This window comes from Paucisalibacillus algeriensis (assembly GCF_000577245.1).
Taxonomy (GTDB): domain Bacteria; phylum Bacillota; class Bacilli; order Bacillales; family Amphibacillaceae; genus Ornithinibacillus.
The window spans coordinates 1-23,522 of record NZ_CBYO010000010.1 but is presented as its reverse complement, the minus strand read 5'-3'; the positions used below and the strand labels follow the sequence as shown (position 1 = coordinate 23,522).

Genomic DNA, 23,522 nt, shown 5'->3' with positions numbered 1-23,522 from the left:
AACTGCAGATAATTTTTCTTCAAATGTATATTTAGCCATAAAAAAACTGCACCTCCAATTGTTGTTTGTGTGTCCAACAATTGGGGTGCAGTTCATCTCTGTGCGTTTCTTTAATTAACGCACCAGTTAGTGAAACTAAACCTTGAATGTTTGAATTAGGCATAGTTCATCATCAATTACGTCTTGCCTTTCTTCAAATTGAATTTTTAGTTCAGAGAAAAGTTTTTTCCAAAACGAAACGGCTGGATCATTTTCAATAAGCTCAATTACAAAATACCGTCCGCTCTTCTCTTGAAATAATTTTTTAATAGCTTGCTTACCCATTCCTTTACCTTTGTATTTATTCAATATAAAAATGTCATTTACTCCAAAGTCATTCTCCTTTTTTAAAAACGGACGCTCCAATAGTAATATAAAACCTATGATACTATCATCCCATTTTATAAAATATGGGGAAAGCCCATCTACTTCCCAAAACTTGTCCAAGTTATCGTATTCAAAGGAACCATCTTCCTCAATGTCAATCATCGAAGTGAATTTTGATAGGTCATGAAGATATAGAGAATACAGATTTCTTAATATAGATTTTTCTGATTCTAAAACTTCTTTAAGTATAATAGCCATTTCGCTAACCCCTTCTTCCACCAATTTTCTTTTATACATTTTCCAACTAAACTGCCCCTTTTGTCCAATAATGAGTTCGAAAATAGTGCGTTTGATTTGGTGAAAAGGCGGTTTATTAAGCTATCGTTCCCCATTAGCGGAATGAGCAGTATAACGTAAATTATTAAAACTTACGCTTATGATAGGGAATACCATCGCCACCTTCACAATAGGATTTGAGACTATAAAGGAAAATAGCCCAGTTGTAATTACAGGAGCGATAAAATGGCGTTACTTCTTTCCAGTTCATATGACGCAAAGTAATAAAAGATTTCCCGTTATTTTCTTGAATATCAAAGGAAATAATCGTACCTATCCATTCTGGATCAGAATCTATACACTCCCAAACGACCTTTTTATTAGTGATCAATTCCTCTATTCTCATCTTAGTTATATCATTACTGCCGAATCGAAATTCATTAATAAAGCCAATCTGATTATTAATAATGAGTTCATTGGTCCAAATTTCCGACAGTCCTTCAGCGGTAGTTAGAGTTTCATACACCTTCGAAGCTGGAACATGTACGGTTTGCAAGTGCTCGATATTTGCCATGCCTTACTCCCTTTCTAACTGCAATAAATTATGTTTGGTGCTTATGTTAACAATAAAAGGTCAAGGTTTAAAATCAAAAGTCTTAGTAGCTTAAACTAACCTCCCCAGTTAAGTACACTAATTCACATTCATATCAATGTTATTAACATAAATATCCATTTCACCTGTATTTCATGAAAAGTTAGCAAAGTAATTGGAGAACGTTTTAGCAACCGAATTACGTATTTAATAATAGCTATTGTTAACTTGCTAAAATACCTGCTAATTGGAATGCTAATAGGGTTGTTATTTAACATTATGCAATTCAAAACTGAACCCGTTTTTATAACAAGTTTGCAGCAGGCAGACTGTCCATCATTATGTTAACTAGGATAAAAATAATCAGGATTTTATTCGTTCTTTCTTTGCCAATAATATATAGCTAATTGTGTGCGGTCCCGAATTTCTAGTTTGTCTAGGATGACGGATAGCATATTTCGGATGGTCCCAACACTTAGGAATAATTGTTCCGCTATTTCTTTATTGGAAAGACCTTGGGCAATTAACTCGACGATATCCGTCTCGCGTTCTGTTAGCCCTTCCAATAACATCTTGTCTGGTTCCGTAATTCTCTTTAATACATCTGCATCTAATATGACAGTGCCCGCTTTTAACGCCCTAATTTGCTGGGCCATATTTTCTATGGATGCCGATTTGAGTAGATATCCCTCGGCCCCTGCTTTTAGTGCTAGTCTAATATTCTTCTCATCCTGAAACGTTGTTAACATCATAATATGAATATGTGGCCATTGTTTCTTTATTCTCTTTGTACTTTCAATTCCATCCATGATTGGCATTTGGATATCCATTAAAATAACATCTGGTTGTTCTTTCTGACATTTTTCAATTGCTTCTTGTCCATTTATTGCTGTATCCATGACAATCAAATCATCTTCATTCCCAAGTAATAGCTGTAAACTCTGACAAACTAATAGGTCATCATCCACAATTAACAGCTTCATCCATCTCTCCCCTTTTCTAAAGGAATGACACAAACAAGTAAATATCCACTTTCTCTACTAGTAATCGATAAACTTCCTCCGATCGAGCGAGAACGCATTTGCAAACTCCTTAAACCACTTCCTGTTTGACTGTTCTTTTTTTCTGTACCATTATCTTGAATCGATAGACGGACAATTGATTTAGTCACCTGTAGATCTATTTCCACTTTAGTGGCATTGCTATGTCTAGCCACATTGGTTAATGCTTCCTTTAAACAGGACTCTAGTAAGCCCCATATATAAGCAGGAACCGTTAGCATATTGCCTGATTTGTGATACTGGACCTCTATCTGACTGAAATGTTGCATAATAGATTCTAATCTCTCCACTCCAATCTCTATAATTGGAGTCATATTATGGACTGTTTCTCTTAAGTTTTTCGTACTTCTTTCTAAACGATTTTTCACTTCCTGTAATACCTTTTCAGCTTCATTCGGATCTTGAACATATTCATAAGCTTGTAAAGCAAGAGATGCTCCCGTTAGATCATGACCCAAATGATCATGTAACTCTCTTGATATCCGATATCTTTCCATGAGTTCTGCTTGTTCAGAAGCAGTTTGACTCGCTACTAGCAACTCCATTTTTACTTGCTCTAACTCATTTCTAGCTTTTCGTTGTTCGTCTATTTCTAATTGAAATGCTGCTTGATTTTTTAATGCAATATAGGAAAACACACCAAAAAAAAGCGCCTGAAGATAGAACCAAAATAAGATGGAGGTAGATTCAGAAGTAATGAATAGACTACCAAACAATAGGAGAGAAAATAGACCTTTTCCTTTTTTAGAAAGTTCAAAAATTGGGAGTGCTAATCCATAATAGCTAATCGTTGTATAAGGAAAATACAAAAAGCAAATAAACACATCGACACATACCCACCAAATTGATAAGGAAAACCGCCAACGTAAACTTGTCAACATGAGTAAAAGGAGAATAAGGGTAAAAGTACTAACCATAAAGTCACCAATGATCCATAAATGCATCAGAATGCCGACGATTAGAAAACGCCATACATTTACAAAAACAACAGGTTCCATTAGCTTCTCCACCCCTTTTCCCCCTTTCCTTACTGAATCTTTCTTATGCTTCCGATTATCATAAATACTACTGTATATAGCCATAGTACCCCATTTATTAATAGGAAATCGAGAATTTCTTCACCAAAAGCAACCCAATTTATTCCTTGTCCTAACCAGTAAGTTGGAAAAATTACAGCAAGTCGTTTTAATAAATCAGGAAATATTTCAACCGGAATGATAATCCCACCTAGCATAACAACGATGAAGATAATTGCCATATACATAAGAAAAGAGACATCTTTATTACGGTAAATAGAAATCCACGCTAACGCCATCGCTAATGAGGAGAAACTAAACGAAATATAAAGAAGTAAAAGCCAACCTGGCTGATAAAGTTCTTGCCCAAATAGAACCCCACCATAAACAACAAGTACACATTGGACGATAAGAATAATGGAATAGGCTAGTAGATTTTGACTTAAATATTGAAAATGACTGATAGGAGCTACGGCTAAACGTTTCACCAAACCCTTTGCTCGATCTTCCAGAATAATCGTAGCTAATCGTATACCGATGAATAAAATAATAATTCCAAAATACTGATACCCATATGGTAGGAAGGGCCACTCTTCTCCTTTAGGAAAGAAAATACATGCAATAGGAAAAAGGGTGAGGAATAATAGATTCGTTTTGTTACTAAAACTTCTTTTTAAAGCAAATGTAAAGATAGTCAACCCATTTTCCTCCTGCCTACCATAAGCATTACGATAAATAAGAAAATAATGACGACTAAGAGAATGTTTGCTTGAAACCATGCACTACTCGTATTAGATATACTCATATCGCGAATTGCCCCCATTGCTAACGTCACAGGATTTCCATAAGACCCTAAAAATTCAAAAATGGCATGATTAGGCATCGGGAAAAACAATCCCGCCAAGACGACAAAGCCAACCCCGTACAGTTCACTCAATCGCTCTGCTATTTTATAATTTTTCACGGATAACATGAATATCAAACAAACAATGATCGACAAGATTGCCACCAAGCTAATAATATAAGTCATCCAAATCCAATTCTCCCATATTACACTTAGGACAAATTGGGAATAAACCATTAAAAGAATCCCAAGAAAGATAGAATAGATAGCTCCACACAACATAATAGAAAATGCATACATCGTTTGATTAAACGGTATAACATACATTCTCATTTTATTTTCCGCGAATAGATCATGATGAATTAAGTACATGACAATGGAACCGCCAAACAATTGAAACACAACCACCATGGTCATGGCATTTTCATTAATATATGGTATTCCTACATCTGTTACATATCCAGAGAGAATAAAGGAAAAAAAAGTGATTAAAATAATCGGCACGACTAGCAACAGTATTAGCACAATATAATTACGAATCATACGTAATGCTGTAAACTTGACTGTTGAAAGAATTCGCATTATTCTTCCTCCTTATCTCGTAACTGTTTTCCAGTTAAAGTTAAAAAAACATCTTCTAAGTTTGGTTTATCTGCCTGGATTTCCAGCACACCTGCATGTTCCTTCACCAATGTTAAAATTCTATCTAGATTACCAGAACCAAATGCTGAAATAATCGTTAGCTGGTTCCCTGATACGGAAATCTTCTTAACTCCGGATATTTTCTCTAGTGCCTCTACTGGAATTCTTTCTATATCCGTTACGTCAATTCGAACTTTCTCTTCATGTTGAACGGTCTTAATTAATTCCTCCACCGTACCTTCTTTTATAATTTGACCTTGATCCATTATCACTACTTTTGTAGCTATTGCTTGAACTTCTTCCATATAGTGTGTCGTATATAAAATCGTTGTGCCATTCTCTCTTAATTTCTTCACCGCTTCTAAAATATAATTTCTTGACTGGGGATCAATACCGACTGTCGGCTCATCCATAATCAAGAACTTCGGACGGTGTGTCAGTGCACAAGCAATATTTAATCGACGCTTCATCCCACCAGAAAAATTGGTCGTCATCTTCCCTCCTTTATCTCCTAAGCCGACAAATCCTAATGCTTCTTCCACTCTCTTTTTCTTTTCTTCCCCTTTTAATCCATAGACACCAGCAAAAAATTGCAAATTTTCCTTAGCCGTTAATTCTTCTAATACGGTAATCTCCTGGGTAACAAGGCCCATTTTCTCCTTGTTTTGATTAGAAAAAGGATTTTTCGAATCTCCAAAAATCTCTATTTTCCCACGTTCAAAAGGGGTTATTCCAGTTAATGTTTGAATTAACGTTGTTTTACCTGCCCCATTAGGACCAAGTAACCCAATGATCTCCCCTTCATGAATATTTAAGTTTATATAATCAAGTGCTACATGTGAGCCATATCTTTTTACAACACCTTGCATAGTAGCAATCGTCATATGTTTTCATCCTTTCTTTTCTTATTACTTCGATTATCACAATATCTAATCCTCTCTGGTAGTTACATTTGTCATTTAATTTTCATAACCTTTCATCAATATATTTTGACGATATCTCACCCATCCCATAATATAAAAGAATAAACCGAATGTTAGGGTGAAAAGAGTGAATATCTTATTAGTAGAAGATGATCGAACAATTGCATCAGGTTTAGAGTATTCCTTGAAACAAGAAGACTTTGACATCATCCTTTGTCATAATGCAGCTTCTGCAACCAAAGTCATTCAACAAAAGATAAAAGAAATCGATTTATGCTTATTTGACCTGAACTTACCGGATGGCAGTGGGTATGAATTATGTGAGCTAGTGAAAAAGCAACACGATATCCCGGTGATCTTTTTAACTGCTTTTGATGATGAGGTCAATGTTGTCATGGGTCTGGATATGGGAGCAGATGATTATATTACAAAACCCTTTCGAATCCGGGAGCTTATTTCCAGAATTAAATCGGTTCTACGCCGATACAATCGACATTCCCAACCGAAGAACATCATCGAAATCAAAGATATACAAATAAACACATCAGAAGGAAAAGTATATAAAAATAGCGAGGAAATCTTGTTGACCGCCTTAGAATATCGTCTCTTTCTTATTTTCGCCAATCATATTGGACAAGTACTCACAAGGGCACAGCTGCTTGATCGAATTTGGGATGTCGCTGGTGATTTTGTTAATGACAACACCTTGACCGTCTATATCAAAAGATTACGCGAGAAATTAGAAGACGACCCACAAAACCCTACGTTAATCAAAACGGTACGAGGCATGGGCTATAAGGTAGGTGAGTGAATTGCTTCGTAACCGAGAAATTCAAATCCTACTAACGATTCTAATTTTCATTAGCTTAATCGGATTTACTCTGGCAGCATTAATTGATTCCATGTTTACAGCCCTAATTGTACTTAGTGTATCAATCTTACTGATTACCTGTATGCTTCTTTTTACAAAATGGCGATACCGAGAAATTGAAAAGCTTTCCGGGTACTTACAGCAAATAGCGAATGGGGATTTTCGCCTGGATGTCCGTGATAATTATGAGGGTGAACTTAGCCTCTTGAAAAGTAATATATACAAAGTGACCAAAATGCTTTCGGAACAGGGAACGGTTTTAAATGAAGATAAAACAAAGTTAACCAACGCCATTTCAGATATTTCTCACCAATTAAAGACCCCACTCACATCCATGATGGTCATGGCGGATTTATTACGAGATAAACAATTGGATGATGGAAAGCGAACTGAATTCACCCGGAATCTTCAAATCCAACTAGAACGTATGGAATGGCTCGTTTCTTCCTTATTAAAGCTTTCTAAAATTGATGCGGGAACCATTACATTTAAAAAAGAAAAAATCTTGGTTCCCACACTGATTCAAAAAGCAATCGAACCATTATTAGTACCAATGGACATTAACATGCAATCCTATTCTATTACTGGGGATAATCGGACGACACTCATTGGTGACTTCAACTGGACCGTAGAAGCACTCATCAATATTATCAAAAACTGTGTCGAACATACTGCGGAATGTGGCGATATCGCAATTCACTATTCAGAGAATGCCCTATACACAGAAATCATTATCTCTGATAACGGGAAAGGCATCCCAAAGGAAGAGCTCCCTTATATTTTCAAGCGGTTTTACAAAGGTAAAAATGCAAGTGATGACAGTGTTGGAATTGGCCTTGCGATGGCGTATAGTTTCATCAAGAGTCAGCAAGGTGATATTGAAGTGACAAGTGAAGTCGGTGTTGGGACAACCTTTCATATTAAATTTTACAAGCAGGTGATTTGAGTGATCATTCCCCTGCTTATTTTCATGGCTCCTTATCTCCCCACCCCATCGCATTCCTTAAGTGAATAAATTGTCACTTAAGAGTCACCTTAAAGTCATACTAGCTGGTTATACTGAACCCAGACAATAAATGATGGAGGTTTTCATATGACGATATTAGAAGTTAAAAATCTGTCCAAGGTGTATGGTAAAGGTGAAACAGCAGTAAAAGCCCTTGATGATGTTTCCTTTTCCGTGAAAAAAGGTGAATTTGTCTGTATCATTGGTCCGTCTGGTTCAGGAAAGTCAACACTACTACATTTACTTGGCGGTGTCGATAGACCGTCAAGCGGAAAGGTGCTCATCGACCAAACGGACATTTATGACTTGAATGAAACACAGCTAGCCATTTTTAGAAGAAGGCAAATTGGCTTAATCTATCAATTTTATAATCTTATTCCTATCTTAACCGTAGAGGAAAATATTAAATTACCAATGCTTCTAGATGAACAAAAAGTAGATTCCAATCAGTTTAACAAGATTACAGAAATTCTAGGTCTAAACCAACGACTCACCCACCTACCAAACCAGCTGTCAGGTGGTCAACAACAGCGCGTATCTATCGGAAGAGCGTTAATCAGCAATCCGGCTATTATGCTAGCAGACGAACCAACTGGTAACCTGGATAGTAAAAATAGTGAGGAAATTATGGAACTGCTCAAGATGTTTAACAAAACGTACAATCAGACCTTGATTGTCATCACCCACGATGAGCGCATTGCCCTCCAAGCAGACCGCATCATATCTATTGAAGATGGCAAGGTTGCCAAAGATGAGGTGATTCGCCCATGAATATTGTCAATAAAGTCACGGTCAGGCATTTAAAAGAAAACAAACGCCGCTCACTCGTGACCATTATTGGAGTCATCATTTCGGTGGCGATGATTACCGCGGTTTCGACACTTGGTGTTTCCTTTTTAGACTTGTTGATTCGTCAGGACATCGCCAAGAATGGAGAATGGCATGTTCAATATGGAGATGTTAATCTAGACCAACTCGAAACCATTAAACAAGACAAGGATACAAAAACCCTAGTTCTAGCAAGTGATGGCTACTCCGCTTTAGAGGAATCAAGCAATGAAAGTAAACCATATTTATTTTTTCAAAACTATAACCAACAAGGGATGGAACAATTCCCGATAGAAGTTCTGGAAGGAAGACTTCCTCAAAACGAGAATGAAGTAGCTATTTCGGAAGCCATTCAATCCAATGCAAAGGTAGTTTACAAAATTGGGGATCAACTAACCGTTGACATTGGTGAGCGTGTTGACACAACAGAAGGAGTAACACTCACACAAAACTACCCTCTCAATCAGGGAATGGAGACCAACGTCGAAGAATTACAAATCAACGAAACAAAAACCGTGACAATCGTTGGGACGATTGAACGTCCGACCTGGGAACCAACCTGGGCACCAGGTTATACGGTCATTGGCTATGTGGATGAAAATTCCTTAACCGAAGCAGATACGATCGATGCATTTGTCGTATTAAACAAGGTGCAGGGTTCTCTCTTTGACCATGCAAAAAGCCTAGCACAAGGCCAGGGAATAGAAACAGTGAATTTTAACAGTGACTTGCTCCGGTATTACGGGGTAACAGCAAATGACCATTTACGCATAACCCTATTCTCTTTAGCCGCTATTATTATGGCTGTCATTATTATTGGTTCCGTAGCATTAATCTATAATGCATTCGCCATTAGTGTATCAGAACGAGCTAGACATTTAGGGATGCTATCCAGTGTTGGGGCAACGAAAAAGCAAAAACGAAACTCAGTCTTCTTTGAAGGAGCGCTCATTGGAGCAATCAGTATTCCAATTGGGATTCTTTCAGGTATAGCAGGAATAGGAATCACCTTCCTCTATATAAACACCTATTTAGATGGTGCTCTTGGAATTTCCGAAAAGCTAGAATTAGTTGTCACACCAGTTTCTATTATAGTTGCCTGTGTGATTTCTATCGTCACGATTTTCATCTCAACCTATTTACCGGCAAAGAAAGCATCGAAAATCTCAGCGATTGATGCCATACGCCAAACCCACGATATCAAATTGTCTGGGAAAACGTTAAAAACGTCCAAATTGGTACGAAAAGTCTTTGGTTTGGAAGCAGAAATTGGCCTGAAGAACACCAAACGAAATAAAAAAAGATACTTGGCAACCCTGTTTTCATTAGTCATAAGTATCGTATTATTCTTAGCAGTCACATTTTTTACCGACAATATCAAAAAGTCACTAGAAATGTCGCAGACTGATTATCAATACGACATACTAATTTACAGTAATCAGTTAGAAAAAGAGGTACTCACAAGTTATACGAAGTTAAATCATGTAACCGATTCTACGATTACCGAGGAAGTGTCCGAGCACTTACAGACACCAGTTAGTGTGGATGATTTATCCCCTGAAATGAAAAAAATAGAAGAAGAGATATATATAGAGGATGGAAAGTATAATTATTATGTGGAGCTTCAAAGTTTGGATGATGAAAGTTTTCATGCTTATGCGGAACAAATCGGTGTGGATCCTAACGATTTCGTCAATCAAGATACACCTCATGCTATTGTTATTGATCAAATTACCTATGAGGATGGAGTCTCTAGAAAAATGATTGAGACAAAGGCGTTGGAAACGGAAGTTGGGAAAACCATTGATTTATATAAGATAGCATATGGAGATATGGAAGGTGATCAAACCGAACCGGAATTTGTCCAGTCTATTCAAATTGGAGCACTTACGGATCAAGTTCCAATGGGCGTCAGTACAGCTAGTTTGGGAGGTGTTAATGTCATTATTCCACAATCCACTATGGATGAATTAGACATGGAAGTTACACCTTATATCTATTTAAATAGTTCTGATCCACTGGCTACACAAGCGGCAATTGAAGAACGGAGTGAAGCAAATATTCACGTGTTCAACGTTTATCAACAACGACAACAAGAGGAACAGATGGTTTTACTCATGTCCATTTTCATCTATGGGTTTATTACACTTATTTCCTTGATTTCGATTGCCAATATATTCAATACCATCTCGACCAGCATCAGCTTACGGAAACGTGAATTTGCTATGTTACGGTCAGTTGGCATGACGCCAAAAGGCTTTAATAAAATGATTAATTATGAAAGTATCTTTTATGGGGTAAAGGCATTAGCTTACGGACTACCAATCAGTGTACTGATTATGTTCGGCATACATTACTCTGTTGGCTACACCTTTGAATATGGATTTCGTCTACCATGGATGGCTATCCTATTCGTGATTGTTATGATTTTCCTTATCGTAGGTTCTGCGATGCTATATTCGATATCAAAAATAAAGAAGGAAAACATTATTGAAAGTTTGAAGCAAGAGAATATATAATGAAAAACGCGGTTAGCGCTTTGCTAATCGCGTTTTTATAATTGGACAAACACTATCATTTCATATTTCTATAGAATACTAACACTTGACGTAAGTGATCGATTTGCACTGAATCCACTTAGGTTACTTGGAGATTGGCTTACAATAAGTGCTGGTTTGTCATTCCAAACGTTAGAACCATATGGACGTGATCTAACATCAAGTGCATTCTTTATTCATTAAATCAATGACATCATAAAACATTCTCAAGGTATTTTTCTACCGCTTCAATCGAATTTATAGAGAACGTTTTATCTTTATAATTTATAAAACCCTCGTTTATACACTGAGCTATAGAACGATTTAAACTTCTAATTGGTGCAAAGACTTCACTTGATAAAATTTGCTTTGTAAGGGTATCTAAATCACCAATTTTATAATGATTATGCATACTTAATAAGATACGATCTTTAAGTGGTAAGCAGTGATAAATGTGCCGCGGCATCTGAACTTGAAATTAATTTTGAGGCAAGTTGTTTAATGATGGAGAAATTAAAATTAAAGTCGATTTTCATCCATTCATACACCTTTGTTTTATGGATAGCTATCGTTTCGCAATTTTGTTTTGCAATAACACCGAGAGTCTTCATTTTTCCATTAAAAATTTCTATCTCCCCAAAACAACTATATGAATCGTAAATATATAAGGAAACCATTGCTCCTGCATAACTTTGTCTATACACTTCTGCAATACCTGTCGTTAGAATATAAAGATAGTTATTTTGTTCATTTGGATGGATAATAAGACTACCTTTCTTATGTCTTCTATAAATAAATTCTTTCTTAATTTGTATTGGCGCATCATTCACAATGTCTTCTAAATTCATATTTTCACCTTTTCCCTTTGGTCATTTGACCTATTTTTAATTATATATTGAATTATATAATTAGACCAAATAAGAATGGGAGGTCTTGTTATGAGGAAATTAATTATTGATACGGATACGGGAAGTGACGATGCAGTTGCCTTAATGATGGCATTAAAATCAACGGAAGTCGATGTTCTCGCTATTACGACTGTTTGTGGGAATGTACCTCTAGAACTCGCAACTAAAAATGCCTTAATGACTGTAGAAGTGACAAATGCGCAAAAGCCACCTATCTATGTTGGAGCTCATATACCACTTATGAAAGATCTCGTAACAGCAGTTAATGTACATGGTGAAGATGGTATGGGAGATAGGAACTTAATTCATCCTACAATTAATCCTGAAGCTGGACATGCCATTGACATGATCATTGAATTAGTAGAAAAAAATCCAAACGAAATAGAAATTGTTACTATCGGTCCGGTTACAAATATAGCACTTGCTATATTAAAAGCACCAGACACTATGAAAAAAGTTAAGCGTATTTATTCGATGGGTACTGCTGGATTTGGTCCTGGAAACACTACACCTGTTGCTGAATTTAATGTATATGTAGATGCAGAGGCTTATCACATTATGATGAAATCAGGGATTCCTATTACGATAATCGGTTTTGATGTTTGTTTAGGTGAAGCCGCTTGGAATAGAGAAGATATGGAATTTTTAATGGAAAGCCAAAAGAAAGAAGCAGTGTTTGCTGTTCAATGTAATCTGTCCCTCTTAGATTACAACCTACAAGCAAGAGGAGAGCATTTTGTTGATTTACCTGATGCAGTAGCTATGGGCGTTGTACTATGGGAGGATATTGTTCTTGATGATAAATTATGTTATTGCTATGTCTGTACCACAGAAGATGCTACATATGGCCAGGTAATCATAAATGATGGAAGTAAATTAGCTATATCAGACGGGTTCGGTAGTAATCTTCCCAATGCAACTGTTTGTAAAAGAATAGATAATCCGTTATTCAAGAAACGTCTATCAAAATTATTGATTACCTAACAATTCGGGGTATAAAAGGTGCCTGCCACTTCCCGAAATATGTCGAACGTTCACAAATTTCGGGAAGGGACAGGCACCAAATCCCGATGGATTCAAGGTCTCGGTACGTACAGATGGCTAGTCCTTATCTGACAGGCTTACGATCCTGTTATACGTTGAAAGCTTACATTTCATTTCTTTCCAAGAGAGCCTATTCCACTACGGCTTCTGTTATTTTCTTATCTAGATTTTTAATCGCCAACATCGAACCATCCTGAATAATGCCTGTATCTACAAAACCAAATGAAGCGTATAATGTTTTAGCTTTGATATTACTTGTTCGATAAAAGAGGGCTACATATTCTGCTTCCCCATACGGCATGGTTTCAATATCCATCAACATTTTTTCAAAGGCAAGTTTGCCATATCCTTTCCCCTGAAAACTCTTTTCAATCATAATATGCCAAATAAAATAGCTCTTCTTCCCGTAAAAATCTTCATTTTCAAATAATTCATGATCCAACGTATCATAAATATACATCAAAAATCCAACCGCAACTTCATCGGCATAAATGGCAAAGGGAGTTGCTGGTATCCCGTCTGCGTTCAACATATGAGCGTCTGCAAAGCTTCTGAGGTTAGTAGTTTCTACAAAGTCCTTCTGGTTTTCTCCAACTTCAAGTGCTATTACTTCACCTATGTTATCCCCGGTTATTTTTCGTAATTCAATCATTTTTTATCTCAACTCCCCCTGTGATTTCAAATCCTTATTCCGCAAAATGGCCCGATTCAGGCACAATGCTTTTTCAACAATCGCGCCTGATTGCTTAATATGACTGACTTATTATGTTCGAAGCACTCATTAGATAATTTTATTCAGATATAACTTATCACAGGGTTGGTTGCTGCTCTAGTTCGTCATAAGACTTACATAAATTGTTAAAATAAGCGAAGCAACCTTTCTCTTTCTCTAAGTGTCGATATAGTGTTGTTTTGCTGAGTCATGTCATTTTGAAATTTCTTTAGCTGTCCTTATTTCATAGATTTTTTGAAGTGTATGGACATGATTCTTCTTCTCGCCATCGTCCTCTGTGTGGAGATACCACTCCACAAGCCTGTATCCGAATACAAGGAGGATCAGCTCGTAGACGCAATGATCGGCAATAGGGGATACTTCCGCATACTCCAAAAAGCCTTTGTAATACGCGGGCACACATCGCTGGTAGTATTCGACCATGTGATCGATATCCGCTTCATCCGCGATCAGGCTTGCGAGATCCTCGCCCAGGTATCCCCATCCAGATGTATCCCAGTCGATGATCGCGATTTTTCCGTCGGCATAAATCAGGTTGGTCACCCAGAAGTCCCGGTGGCATAACACGAGGGGCAATTTTTCGATACGAGCGAGTATCTCGTCTGCGTGCTCATCGATATCGATAAGCATTTGCCGCAAGTGTTGAGGGAATTCGCAGTCCTCCGAGCGTATATAATTGTAGACGACCGGCCATGACCGATAATGCAAATACGAATTCTTCATGAAATCCTTATTGCTCAGGTTGGTCAGGCTCTGCAGCACAGCGGGCTGCTCAGCATATAGCTTGCCTTGAAATCGTCCTAACTCCAGCGCGGCCTGTTCATACATGTCACCGGTCAAGTCTAAACCGGTTATGCCATCGATATACTCCAGCCACAACTGGATTTCATTTTCTTCGGTATTGATCTCGGCGTGATAACATGTCGGCCAGCGAAAGGCATCCGAGAACGTCGCTCCCAGGTCAGACGTATAGAGATCATATTCCCGGCGCCATGAACCCGGATCACCGTAACGCTCCCATTTCTTCTGGATTTTAAGCACGATACGGTACGGCAATTTTTCGCCATCCGTGGTTTCGGCGATTCCCGTTAGCAGGTTCACACTTCCAACAGTTCCGCCCTGTAACGGCATAGTTTGGTAGTCGGCCGAGATGATATCCTTCTTGAACTGTCTTCTTAAGGCATAGATCAGTGTTTCGAATCTAATATTCATTTCCCATCCTCCGTTTTTCTTTGTTTGTCCCACTAAAAGGTGCCTGTCACTTCCCGAAATATGTCGAACGTCGACAATAGTCGGGAAGTGGTAGGCACCCCATTCAACGCATCTTATATATAATCTTCCGTATACTGTCAATCGACAAATGAAACTTCTGCGCTAATTCATCGAATGACTTTCCATTCGTGTATAATTGTAGAATTTCTTCGTTACGCTTTGTAATTAACGCTTTCGATCCACTTACTTCTCCCCAAGCCACCCGCTTTTGATTTGCTTTTGGAATGTAAATCAAATCACCTTGAATATATTCCTGCATTTCCTTTAGCAAATTAGGGGGAAGAACCTCTTTTGCATTTTTGTACTGCACGATTTACGTCCTCCTTGTTAATATGAAAATAGTTATCAACAATAACCCAATTTATGTCCAATATTAACAACTCCTTTCTATTATTTAACTTATGGAAGATTATAAATGATTCCTTTAATTATTGAAAGATGTTAATTTTCTAAAATATAGTGATAAATGAATTGGGACCGTTAGAAACGGTCCCAATTAGGACTTCCCACTACTGGGAAATCACCTCTGCAATTGTATTCAACCTAATCAGCTCCTTTCACAAGAGTCTATCGGTCCGACATCTTTATTAACTCATATTCTATCCCCTGTTCACAAGGGAAAGAATGGATATAATTATTTTATCCGTATTTTCGCCTCTCCCTCTATCCATTCTGGATAAAAGACAAGCTCTATGGTAATCGGTGATTTATACTGATTAAAATTCTTCTCGTAGGTGACACCCATTCGCCTTACAAATTCCTCCTCGGTTGTAGTAAAAGAGGAACTGCTCAGCATTAGTTTCCCATCAGCATCTTTTGTCTCTCCAAAAATATTCCCATAAAATTCATAATCCGCATGAACATCTAAGGAAAGTGTTCCAGATTCGACCTTCAGATTCCTCAGTTTATTGCCTTTTGGCTGCTTCAGTATCTGTTCCTTTTCGGTATCTATAACCAGATAGGCTTCATCTTTGTCTACTGCCTGAATTCGCTTAAAGACAAGAAAAAGTTGTTCCGGATCGTGAAAATAATTACTTTGCAAATAAATTATTCTTTCCTTGTCGGATAATCCTCCCGATGCCGAAAACCCATTTGTAATACCTCCCCATGTCTCCCCTGTTTCATCGACCAGTCTTAGGTCTTCGAATTCCAATAGTTGCTTTGTATTATCCGGATCCACTTCTACATGAACAGCAACCCTTGTTGGGTAAACTTCCACCGTTGTCACATGTATTTTCTGGCCATCTATTTCCGTCGTTTCATTCACATCATAAACTATCTTCGTTTTGACCGTCTCATTCAATGAAAATGGAATGCTGTATTCTTCCCCATAGACTTCGAATCCCAGTAAAAAATCTTTCGCTTGGTAGGGTGTCTGGAAGTAAAATTCCATCATGCCTTGTTTAGTCAACACACCATCACCATAATCGGCACCATAGTGAGAGGAAACACTATTAAAGCTCTCACCGGATTGAGGCGTTAACTCCACATTTTCTATAGCTGGAATTGATTTCTTTTCCGAATCCCATGAATAGAACAGAACAATACCCTGTTCATCAGCAATTGCCCCGTCAATCGTGATACGTAATCCATCCTTTTCCACATATTCTCCAATTTCCTGATAATAGTCATTTTCAATCGCCATCATCATCCCCTTATTATCGGAAATCATCTCAACAATTTTTTCCATTCCAGGGATGTTCGAAACATATGCCGCAAAAGCTGGAGAAACGCGGATAGAAGTAACAAATGCCAAAACTAAAATAGCTACCAATGCTACACTCAATCCCCATTTCATGCTACGCGGGCTTCGTTTCCTTCCCTCTTTTGCCTGCATGAATCCTCTCATAATTGCAGCATCCAATTCATCTTCTGAAATCGGTGCTTTATCCAGTGACTGGCTAAACCTCTTCAGCTTCTCTTCCTCCTTGTCAAACATCTAGTTCCCCACCTTTCTCCTCCAAAATGTCACGAAATTTTTTTAATGCTTTGTTCAACCACGTCTTCACTGTTCCTTCTGGTCGCTCCATGACCTCGGCAATTTCCTTTATCTTTAGACCATGAAAATACATGAGGGTTAAAATTTCCCGTGATGTGTTGTCTAGCTGTTGCATGGCATCCTGAATTTCTATTACTGTGTGATTGTCAGTAGTTCCAAGGGAATAAATCTGTTCATCGTTTACAATGAATCGTTTTTTCCTTTTCAATTGGTCATTGCAATAGTTGATCATGATTCGGATTAGCCATGTTTTCATATAAGAGGGTTCGCGGAGCGTATGAATCTTTTTATACGCACGAAATGTCACTTCCTGGATTGCTTCCAGCGCTTCATGTTCATTTTTCAAATAAGCTATCGCTGTCTTATACAAATCCATTTTATAAGCCTTCATGACATGCAAAAAAGCTGTGTCGTCCCCTTGTATGGATTGTTTTATTAATGTAAGTTCTTCATTCAATCTGTAACCCCCTTACTGCTGTCTCTGTATATTAGACTATGAATTTAGGAAAAAGTTTTATAGAATTATTTTCGATGTATGCCTGGGTACGGTTCGAGGGAAAATATTCCAAGTGAGGCCACTTTAACTAATAATTAGGATCTATTCTCTTCCCCGTGAACGATGTTGCTTGAAACTACATTCTCTATATTTAAATCTACTATATATTTATTTATTCATATTAGGAATACATAAAGTTGGCAATGAACTGTTCGGGATTAGAAATAGTTACTTACCACACAACATGACAGACCATCATCAATAGCGCATTATATAGCGGCTTGAAAAAAGATATGTCGGGGTACTATTTTAGTTGCTAATCGGTTTATCAATTATGAACTATATAATAATAAATCAAGGATGGACTTTATTTTATGGTAGAATATAATTAAAGATTTTGAATATTGGGTTCTTGAACTAACGTGGCAGTTTAGTGAAAGAAAGATTTTAATTTACTTTGGTGAAATATGTAATCAAGGTAAAATCTAAGAACGAGGTTTAAATACTTTAAAATTAATGTTTTGTGATGAATGTATGGGAGGAGAGCTAACTTGGAATTCTCAACTGAAAGATTAATAATTAGACCTTTTAAGAGTACTGATTTACAGGATGTATTTGCTATTTATAATAATGATGATACATGTAGGTTTCTATTACATAATAAGTGGACTCATGAAGATATGCAGGAAAGATTTAATAAGAAGCTAGCAAACGGTGTACTCACTAAAGAATCAACGTTAAGTTTGGCAGTTGTTTACATGACTAAAGTAGTTGGTGATTTATCCGTATGCTATACAAATATGAAAGACACTGTTGAGATTGGTTATAGTTTTTCAAATGAAGTAGCTGGGATAGGCTTAGCAACAGAAGCAGTAAGTAGTTTGGTCTATAAATTATTTGATGAATTTAATGTACATCGTATACAAGCTAATCTTGATGCACGGAATACAGCTTCACAAAAATTGTGTGAACGAATAGGCATGAGAAAGGAAGCTCATTTCATACAAGATTTTTGGAATAAAAATGAATGGACAGATAGTATTGTATATGGAATGTTACCTTCCGATTTGAAGTAATAACTTAGTTATTTTATTGTGCTAACGGGTGCGATTGTTCAATATGATCAGTCGCTTCTTTCCTTATTTTGGCAGGATAGTTCAAGAAGCAAAAGGTCTATGATTAGAAAGGATGGGGTATTTTATGTTTCATTTTAAAGAGAACAATATTACTGTTTTTCAAAGCTCATTGTATATGACGACTTCGGCTATAATTGAATCTAATGAGGCAATTATAATGACCGATCCTAATTGGCTTCAAGGCGAAATTGAGGAAATTAGGAATTTCATAGATAAGCATTTGAGCAATAGGGATCTCTATATTATTTACACCCATAGTGATTTCGACCATATTATAGGTTCTGGGGCATTTCCAGAGGCAAAAGTAATCGCAACAGAGGAACTAAAAAATAATCCAGATAAAGAAGAAATTGTCAATAGAATTTATGATTTTGACCAGAGGTATTACATAAAAAGAAATTATGTTCCTACTTATCCAGTAGTTGATATCCCAATTTCAACTACTGGTCAGAAGATTAATTTAGGTGACTTATCCTTAACTTTTTATAAAGCTCCTGGACATACAAATGATAGTTTATTTACTATCGTTGAACCGTATGGAATATTACTCACAGGTGACTATCTGTCTGATGTCGAATTTCCTTTTATCTTTAGTAATTATAAGGATTATGTAGATACGATAAACAAATCTTCATATATTATGAACAATTACGATATCAAATATCTTATACCAGGTCATGGCTCAGTCACGAAAAAAAAGCAGGAAATGTTACATAGAATTAATTTCTCAAAATACTATTTACAACAGCTAATAAATGATATTGGAGATTTAGAAAACGAATGTCGGACTAAGTTTCGTTTTTTTGTAGGAATGAAAAGTATCCACTTTGATAATAAGAGAATAGCCACAGAAGAAAATCTTTAGAGGATAATAACTGAACTAAAGGAGTAGGATTGTAAGACAACACCAAAGTTACTCTTCGTAATATTTAATAAAGAGTTATTGCAATATTAGGTTGAGATTACGGTCTAACATGTAGAAATACATAGCCAATAAAAAGGGGAGAAATATATGGAAACATTCTACACATCAGTCCGTTGGGATTTAAGTAATCTCCTATGTGGTCCTGACTTGGAAAGCTTTGAAAATTATTTACATAATATTAAAGAAAAGTTAACAGAAATCGAGGTGTATTCGAAAGCTAATATCTTATATAACAGTGAATTAACCATGATTTCGCAAATAATAAAAAATATCGAATCGGCAGAGTCCTTTTATTACTGCTTAACTACAGAAAACTTTGACACAGCCCGCCTATCATCATTGAACGGATTCATAACAGAATTAAAATCCCAAGTTAGCATTATATTATCAGATTTGCAGGAAGACCTAAGTAATATGAGTGCAAATCAATTAGCAGATTGGTCAAACAATATAAATCAAAAAAGTCTTATAGTGGACTTACTTAAGGATACAGGGAAGTCAACTAGAGAAGAAAATGTTGTTTCAAATTTTGCTAGAGAAACATTAAGTGGTCTTGAAGAACTTTATATACAAGTCCGTAATAATATTAAAATAGATCCAGTCAACGGTGGGAACGAAATATCTTTTGCTGAAGCTATTAATTTATCCTTGGCACATCCAGAACAATCTAAACGGATACAGATATTCAATGAACTAAACAAAACCCTTGAAACACAAGCGAATGTATTTGCTTCAATATATAATCAAATGGTAGGACTAAGACTAAATGAGAATAAGATAAAAAAAGTAGACTACCTTGACGAATCTTTAAAGTTAAATGGCATATCTCGACCAATACTTAATGCTATGTGGAATGCAGTAGAATCCAATATGCAAAAGCTTTCATGTTATTTCAAAATAAAAGAAGAAATAGGAACTGAAAATCCCTCTTGGCATGAATTGATGACTTTATCTCAAAATGAGTCAATTCAGATTACCTTCTCACAAGCAGTTGAGGAAATAACAAAGTCTCTTGTGAATATTGATAGCAATATGTGTGAGTTTGTAAGAAAAGCAATTACGCAAGGATGGGTAGATGCGGAACAACGTAAAACAAAACCGCCTGGTGGATTTTGTGCTCCATTTATTCCAGAAGGTGAATCACGAATTTCATTAAGTTTTGACAATAGCATAGATAGTGCTAGAAGACTCGCACACGAACTTGGTCATGCTTGGCATTTTAAACAAATGAAAGATGTCCCTTCACTACAATTTTCAGATGATACATTTGAAATGACAATGGCAGAAACTTCTTCAATTTTTTTTGAAACCGCATTTATTGACTATATTATTCAAAACACCAAAAAAGTTTCAGATAAAAGAGCAATTCTAGGGTCAAAGATTGAGCGTAGTCTTAATTATTTGATGTCTATAAGAGGAGCCTTCTTATTTGAGAAAGAGTTTTATGAGCTTAGAAAAAAAGGAAAATTAAATGCCAAACAGATAGAAGAACTTTCGTTAATATGTCAGAAAAAAGCATATGGAGATAGTTTAAGTGAATATGAGTCTTTTGTATGGATTAAATATGGACAGTTTTATCAAGCTAATGTTCCTTTTTATAATTATCCATATTCTTTTGGTTTTTTATTAAGTATTGGACTTTTAGAACTAGCTAATGAGGATAAACATTTCAAACAAAAGTTTCAAGGGTTCCTGAGTGAAACTGGAATGCTACCATTAGATCAACTATTTAAGAAACATTTCAGTATAGACCTTTCACAACCAGACTTTTGGCAACAGTCAGTACAAAGATTAATTCAAGATATAGAAATATATAACCATAGTTTGTGAATAAGTGTACTTAAACTGGGTGGGTTAGCTTAATATAATCAATTGCATTTTGCACTAAAGGGACAGTTTAGGTTAAGAAGGAAAAAATATATAGGAGGAATACAATTGCAAGAGTGTGAGAAATGTCATAAAAAATTTAAATGGATAGATATTTATAAATCAATTTGGAAATCAACTAAGAGAAAAACCACAGTGTATTGTAGACAATGTGATACCAAACATATTATCAATCTAGAATCAAGAATACTAAGTGGGTTTATTTTGTTTTTAACGGCATTTATTAGTTTACATTTTGTATTTTATCGTTTCGATACTTTTGGCATTCTTTCCCTTTTCTTATTTTTCTTAGTACATCTGGTATTATTGGCACTTGTCTTTACAATAACACCTTTCATATTTAAGTACCATTCCATATATCATTCTAATTATTATAAGGTATAAAATTTAGGAATCGAATTTCAACAAACAGGTGCTGTTGTGAAAGATGAACAATTGATTATTGTATTAATGGGGTGGTTTGTTTAAAATAATTGAGGTATTTTATTTTAAAGTGGAAAAATTCTAATAAATATTATTGCTTATTACTAATAAAGCAGCTATGATAATGAAAGAGATGTTAGAAGAGGGGAATTAATAATCTATATGTGGAAAGCCCTGTAATAATTATTCTATTAACTAAATAGTTTACTTTTTCCTTATTTTATAGGAGAAGTATGCCTATTTATTAGTATTTTGTTATTTTCAGGGGGATGCATGGTATGGAGTTATGAATATCCGTTAACTAGGCAGATTCCTTTGTGAATCTGCTTTTGTTTTATGAAAAAGAACATCTCTATTAACCGTATCGTAGTCTCCCTAATTAATAGGGGGTAAGAAAATGAATGCTTTTCATAATAGAATCGCTTTGATTACAGGTGCAAGTAACCCAAGAGATATTGGAACTGCTATATGTCGTAAATTAGCTTCAAATGGAATAGATATATTCTTTTCACATTGGAATTCTGAGAATGACTGGATAGAGACATTCCAACATGAAATTTCTAGTAAGGGAGTCAAGTGTGAAAACATACAAATTGATTTATCAAATGAAAATGCTGCAGTTCATTTACTTGATACCATACAAATTAAACTTGGATTCCCTTCAATTTTGATTAATAATGCAGCTTATTCGATTGATAGTGATTATTTAGGGTTAAATGCAAATATACTAGATGAACATTATTTCGTAAATATGAGATCTACTTTTCTTCTTTGTGCGGAATTTGCTCGCCGTTTTAAAAATTCTGACCTAGAAACAGGAAGAATAATTAATATGACATCAGGACAAGATTTAGGTCCAATGCCTGGTAACTTATCTTATGTAGCAACAAAAGGAGCCATATCAGCCTTCACTAGGTCGATAGCAGTTGAACTTGCATCATTAGGAATAACGGTAAATGCTGTAAATCCAGGTCCAACAGATTCAACTTGGATGAACGATGAAATAAGGGAGCACCTATTACCTAAATTTCCGATGGGACGTATTGGACTTCCAGAAGATGCAGCACGAATAATTGCATTTCTTGTTAGTGATGAAGCCAGATGGATTACTGGACAAATCTTACATTCTGAAGGTGGATTTATTCGGGGCTAGTTATCCAGCTAATAGAAGAGTGATTCTTATTGCACTATCTGTTGCGTTAATTCAAGAGGGATGATCGGTCTTTTTGTTGAAGTAATTGTACTAAACCAGCTAATAGTTGTCAATATTTTTCTCTAAAAATCTAAAATAGCTTATGATATACTAAATTTACGCATGCCAAATAACCCTCCTTTATTCTTTAATTGGAAGGTTTTGGTTTACTTGGTTAAGTTGTCAAATTAAGCAATATCTTGGAAGGTAGTGCTATTTTTCAATAATGCGTAAATCCAATGTAACAACTTGTTTGCACATGCTATTATGGCTACTTTATAAGGCTTTCCTTCATCTCGCTTTTTATCATAGAAGGCTCGTAACTTCTTGTTACGGGGGATGATTTCATCCGTTGTTTTCTGTTTACGAGAATCACGGATTCCTGAGCGAACTGCCATAAATAAGGCATGTCTTAACCGGCTAGATCCTCTTTTAGTGATTCGATTGACTGTTCCTTTGAATCGACCAGATTCATAGACTCTGGGATCCATGCCTGCGAATGCAACTAGTTTTTTAGGATTATCAAATAAATCTATTTCCCCAAT

Annotated in this window: 25 protein-coding genes; 10 read left to right on the top strand and 15 right to left on the bottom strand. The window is 36.1% G+C overall.

Annotated elements, in window-relative coordinates; genetic code table 11:
- Window positions 1–135: 135 nt before the first annotated feature.
- The 7 genes from TY11_RS07280 to TY11_RS07250 all read right to left on the bottom strand — a co-directional run bounded on the left by TY11_RS07280 (window position 136) and on the right by TY11_RS07250 (window position 5,681).
- Entirely contained in the window at window positions 136–624 is a 489-nt protein-coding gene (locus TY11_RS07280; protein ID WP_042144564.1) for a GNAT family N-acetyltransferase, read from the bottom strand.
- 163 nt (window positions 625–787) lie between these two features.
- Window positions 788–1,216 carry an SRPBCC family protein gene (locus TY11_RS07275; protein WP_042144560.1) on the bottom strand — a complete coding sequence of 143 codons (429 nt, stop codon included), beginning with the start codon at window positions 1,214–1,216 and terminating at the stop codon, window positions 788–790.
- A gap of 389 nt (window positions 1,217–1,605) precedes the next feature.
- Window positions 1,606–2,217, bottom strand: coding sequence for a response regulator transcription factor (locus tag TY11_RS07270; RefSeq protein WP_042144559.1), 612 nt, complete (start codon window positions 2,215–2,217; stop codon window positions 1,606–1,608).
- Entirely contained in the window at window positions 2,214–3,305 is a 1,092-nt protein-coding gene (locus tag TY11_RS07265) for a sensor histidine kinase (protein ID WP_052345773.1), read from the bottom strand. Before TY11_RS07265 ends, TY11_RS07270 begins: the two co-directional genes overlap by 4 nt.
- Window positions 3,306–3,322: 17 nt before the next feature.
- The gene (locus TY11_RS07260) at window positions 3,323–4,009 is read right to left on the bottom strand and encodes an ABC transporter permease (protein WP_042144558.1); all 687 of its coding nucleotides are present in this window, start codon (window positions 4,007–4,009) and stop codon (window positions 3,323–3,325) included.
- On the bottom strand, window positions 4,006–4,737 hold the full coding sequence (locus tag TY11_RS07255; protein WP_042144557.1) for a multidrug ABC transporter permease: 732 nt from the start codon (window positions 4,735–4,737) through the stop codon (window positions 4,006–4,008). The genes TY11_RS07260 and TY11_RS07255 overlap by 4 nt, the downstream gene beginning before the upstream one ends.
- Window positions 4,737–5,681, bottom strand: coding sequence for an ABC transporter ATP-binding protein (locus TY11_RS07250; RefSeq protein WP_042144554.1), 945 nt, complete (start codon window positions 5,679–5,681; stop codon window positions 4,737–4,739). The genes TY11_RS07255 and TY11_RS07250 overlap by 1 nt, the downstream gene beginning before the upstream one ends.
- Window positions 5,682–5,847: 166 nt before the next feature.
- On the opposite strand from TY11_RS07250, the gene TY11_RS07245 reads away from it, so the two are divergent.
- The 4 genes from TY11_RS07245 to TY11_RS07230 all read left to right on the top strand — a co-directional run bounded on the left by TY11_RS07245 (window position 5,848) and on the right by TY11_RS07230 (window position 10,944).
- A complete protein-coding gene (locus TY11_RS07245; protein WP_042144552.1) occupies window positions 5,848–6,531 on the top strand; it encodes a response regulator transcription factor in 684 nt (227 codons plus the stop codon).
- 1 nt (window position 6,532) lies between these two features.
- Window positions 6,533–7,537, top strand: coding sequence for a sensor histidine kinase (locus TY11_RS07240; RefSeq protein ID WP_042144550.1), 1,005 nt, complete (start codon window positions 6,533–6,535; stop codon window positions 7,535–7,537).
- A gap of 147 nt (window positions 7,538–7,684) precedes the next feature.
- Window positions 7,685–8,368, top strand: a complete 684-nt coding sequence (locus TY11_RS07235; RefSeq protein ID WP_042144548.1) for an ABC transporter ATP-binding protein — start codon at window positions 7,685–7,687, stop codon at window positions 8,366–8,368.
- Complete coding sequence (locus TY11_RS07230) at window positions 8,365–10,944, top strand: FtsX-like permease family protein (protein ID WP_042144546.1); 2,580 nt, start codon at window positions 8,365–8,367, stop codon at window positions 10,942–10,944. The genes TY11_RS07235 and TY11_RS07230 overlap by 4 nt, the downstream gene beginning before the upstream one ends.
- A 68-nt stretch (window positions 10,945–11,012) precedes the next feature.
- Here the strand turns inward: TY11_RS07230 and TY11_RS21100 are convergent, their stop codons facing one another.
- Both TY11_RS21100 and TY11_RS07225 read right to left on the bottom strand, forming a co-directional pair.
- On the bottom strand, window positions 11,013–11,159 hold the full coding sequence (locus tag TY11_RS21100) for an NAD(P)H-dependent oxidoreductase (RefSeq protein ID WP_369797401.1): 147 nt from the start codon (window positions 11,157–11,159) through the stop codon (window positions 11,013–11,015).
- A gap of 234 nt (window positions 11,160–11,393) precedes the next feature.
- Complete coding sequence (locus tag TY11_RS07225; protein WP_231495794.1) at window positions 11,394–11,810, bottom strand: Crp/Fnr family transcriptional regulator; 417 nt, start codon at window positions 11,808–11,810, stop codon at window positions 11,394–11,396.
- A 90-nt stretch (window positions 11,811–11,900) separates the two neighbouring features.
- On the opposite strand from TY11_RS07225, the gene TY11_RS07220 reads away from it, so the two are divergent.
- Window positions 11,901–12,854: a nucleoside hydrolase gene (locus TY11_RS07220; RefSeq protein ID WP_042144544.1), complete on the top strand. Its 954-nt coding sequence runs from the start codon at window positions 11,901–11,903 to the stop codon at window positions 12,852–12,854.
- 190 nt (window positions 12,855–13,044) lie between these two features.
- On the opposite strand, the gene TY11_RS07215 is transcribed toward TY11_RS07220, so the two are convergent.
- From TY11_RS07215 to TY11_RS07195, 5 genes are all read right to left on the bottom strand, one after another.
- Window positions 13,045–13,566 carry a GNAT family N-acetyltransferase gene (locus TY11_RS07215; protein WP_042144543.1) on the bottom strand — a complete coding sequence of 174 codons (522 nt, stop codon included), beginning with the start codon at window positions 13,564–13,566 and terminating at the stop codon, window positions 13,045–13,047.
- Window positions 13,567–13,839: 273 nt separating this feature from the next.
- Complete coding sequence (locus TY11_RS07210; RefSeq protein WP_042144540.1) at window positions 13,840–14,859, bottom strand: aminoglycoside phosphotransferase family protein; 1,020 nt, start codon at window positions 14,857–14,859, stop codon at window positions 13,840–13,842.
- A gap of 103 nt (window positions 14,860–14,962) precedes the next feature.
- Entirely contained in the window at window positions 14,963–15,229 is a 267-nt protein-coding gene (locus tag TY11_RS07205) for a CD3324 family protein (protein ID WP_042144539.1), read from the bottom strand.
- 324 nt (window positions 15,230–15,553) lie between these two features.
- Window positions 15,554–16,858 carry a DUF4179 domain-containing protein gene (locus TY11_RS07200; RefSeq protein ID WP_042144537.1) on the bottom strand — a complete coding sequence of 435 codons (1,305 nt, stop codon included), beginning with the start codon at window positions 16,856–16,858 and terminating at the stop codon, window positions 15,554–15,556.
- Complete coding sequence (locus TY11_RS07195; protein WP_042144535.1) at window positions 16,851–17,375, bottom strand: sigma-70 family RNA polymerase sigma factor; 525 nt, start codon at window positions 17,373–17,375, stop codon at window positions 16,851–16,853. Before TY11_RS07195 ends, TY11_RS07200 begins: the two co-directional genes overlap by 8 nt.
- Window positions 17,376–17,965: 590 nt before the next feature.
- On the opposite strand from TY11_RS07195, the gene TY11_RS07190 reads away from it, so the two are divergent.
- The 5 genes from TY11_RS07190 (at window position 17,966) to TY11_RS07170 (ending at window position 22,938) form a co-directional block, all read left to right on the top strand.
- Window positions 17,966–18,490, top strand: coding sequence for a GNAT family N-acetyltransferase (locus TY11_RS07190; RefSeq protein ID WP_042144533.1), 525 nt, complete (start codon window positions 17,966–17,968; stop codon window positions 18,488–18,490).
- Window positions 18,491–18,707: 217 nt separating this feature from the next.
- Entirely contained in the window at window positions 18,708–19,415 is a 708-nt protein-coding gene (locus TY11_RS07185; protein WP_369797400.1) for an MBL fold metallo-hydrolase, read from the top strand.
- A 147-nt stretch (window positions 19,416–19,562) separates the two neighbouring features.
- The gene (locus TY11_RS07180) at window positions 19,563–21,305 is read left to right on the top strand and encodes a M3 family metallopeptidase (protein ID WP_052345772.1); all 1,743 of its coding nucleotides are present in this window, start codon (window positions 19,563–19,565) and stop codon (window positions 21,303–21,305) included.
- A 42-nt stretch (window positions 21,306–21,347) separates the two neighbouring features.
- Entirely contained in the window at window positions 21,348–21,746 is a 399-nt protein-coding gene (locus TY11_RS21095) for a TIGR04104 family putative zinc finger protein (protein WP_081755861.1), read from the top strand.
- Between the two features lie 436 nt (window positions 21,747–22,182).
- Window positions 22,183–22,938, top strand: coding sequence for an SDR family oxidoreductase (locus TY11_RS07170; protein WP_042144528.1), 756 nt, complete (start codon window positions 22,183–22,185; stop codon window positions 22,936–22,938).
- 227 nt (window positions 22,939–23,165) lie between these two features.
- On the opposite strand, the gene TY11_RS07165 is transcribed toward TY11_RS07170, so the two are convergent.
- On the bottom strand, window positions 23,166–23,522 hold a 357-nt coding region (locus TY11_RS07165; RefSeq protein ID WP_042144526.1), incomplete at its 5' end, for an IS110 family transposase.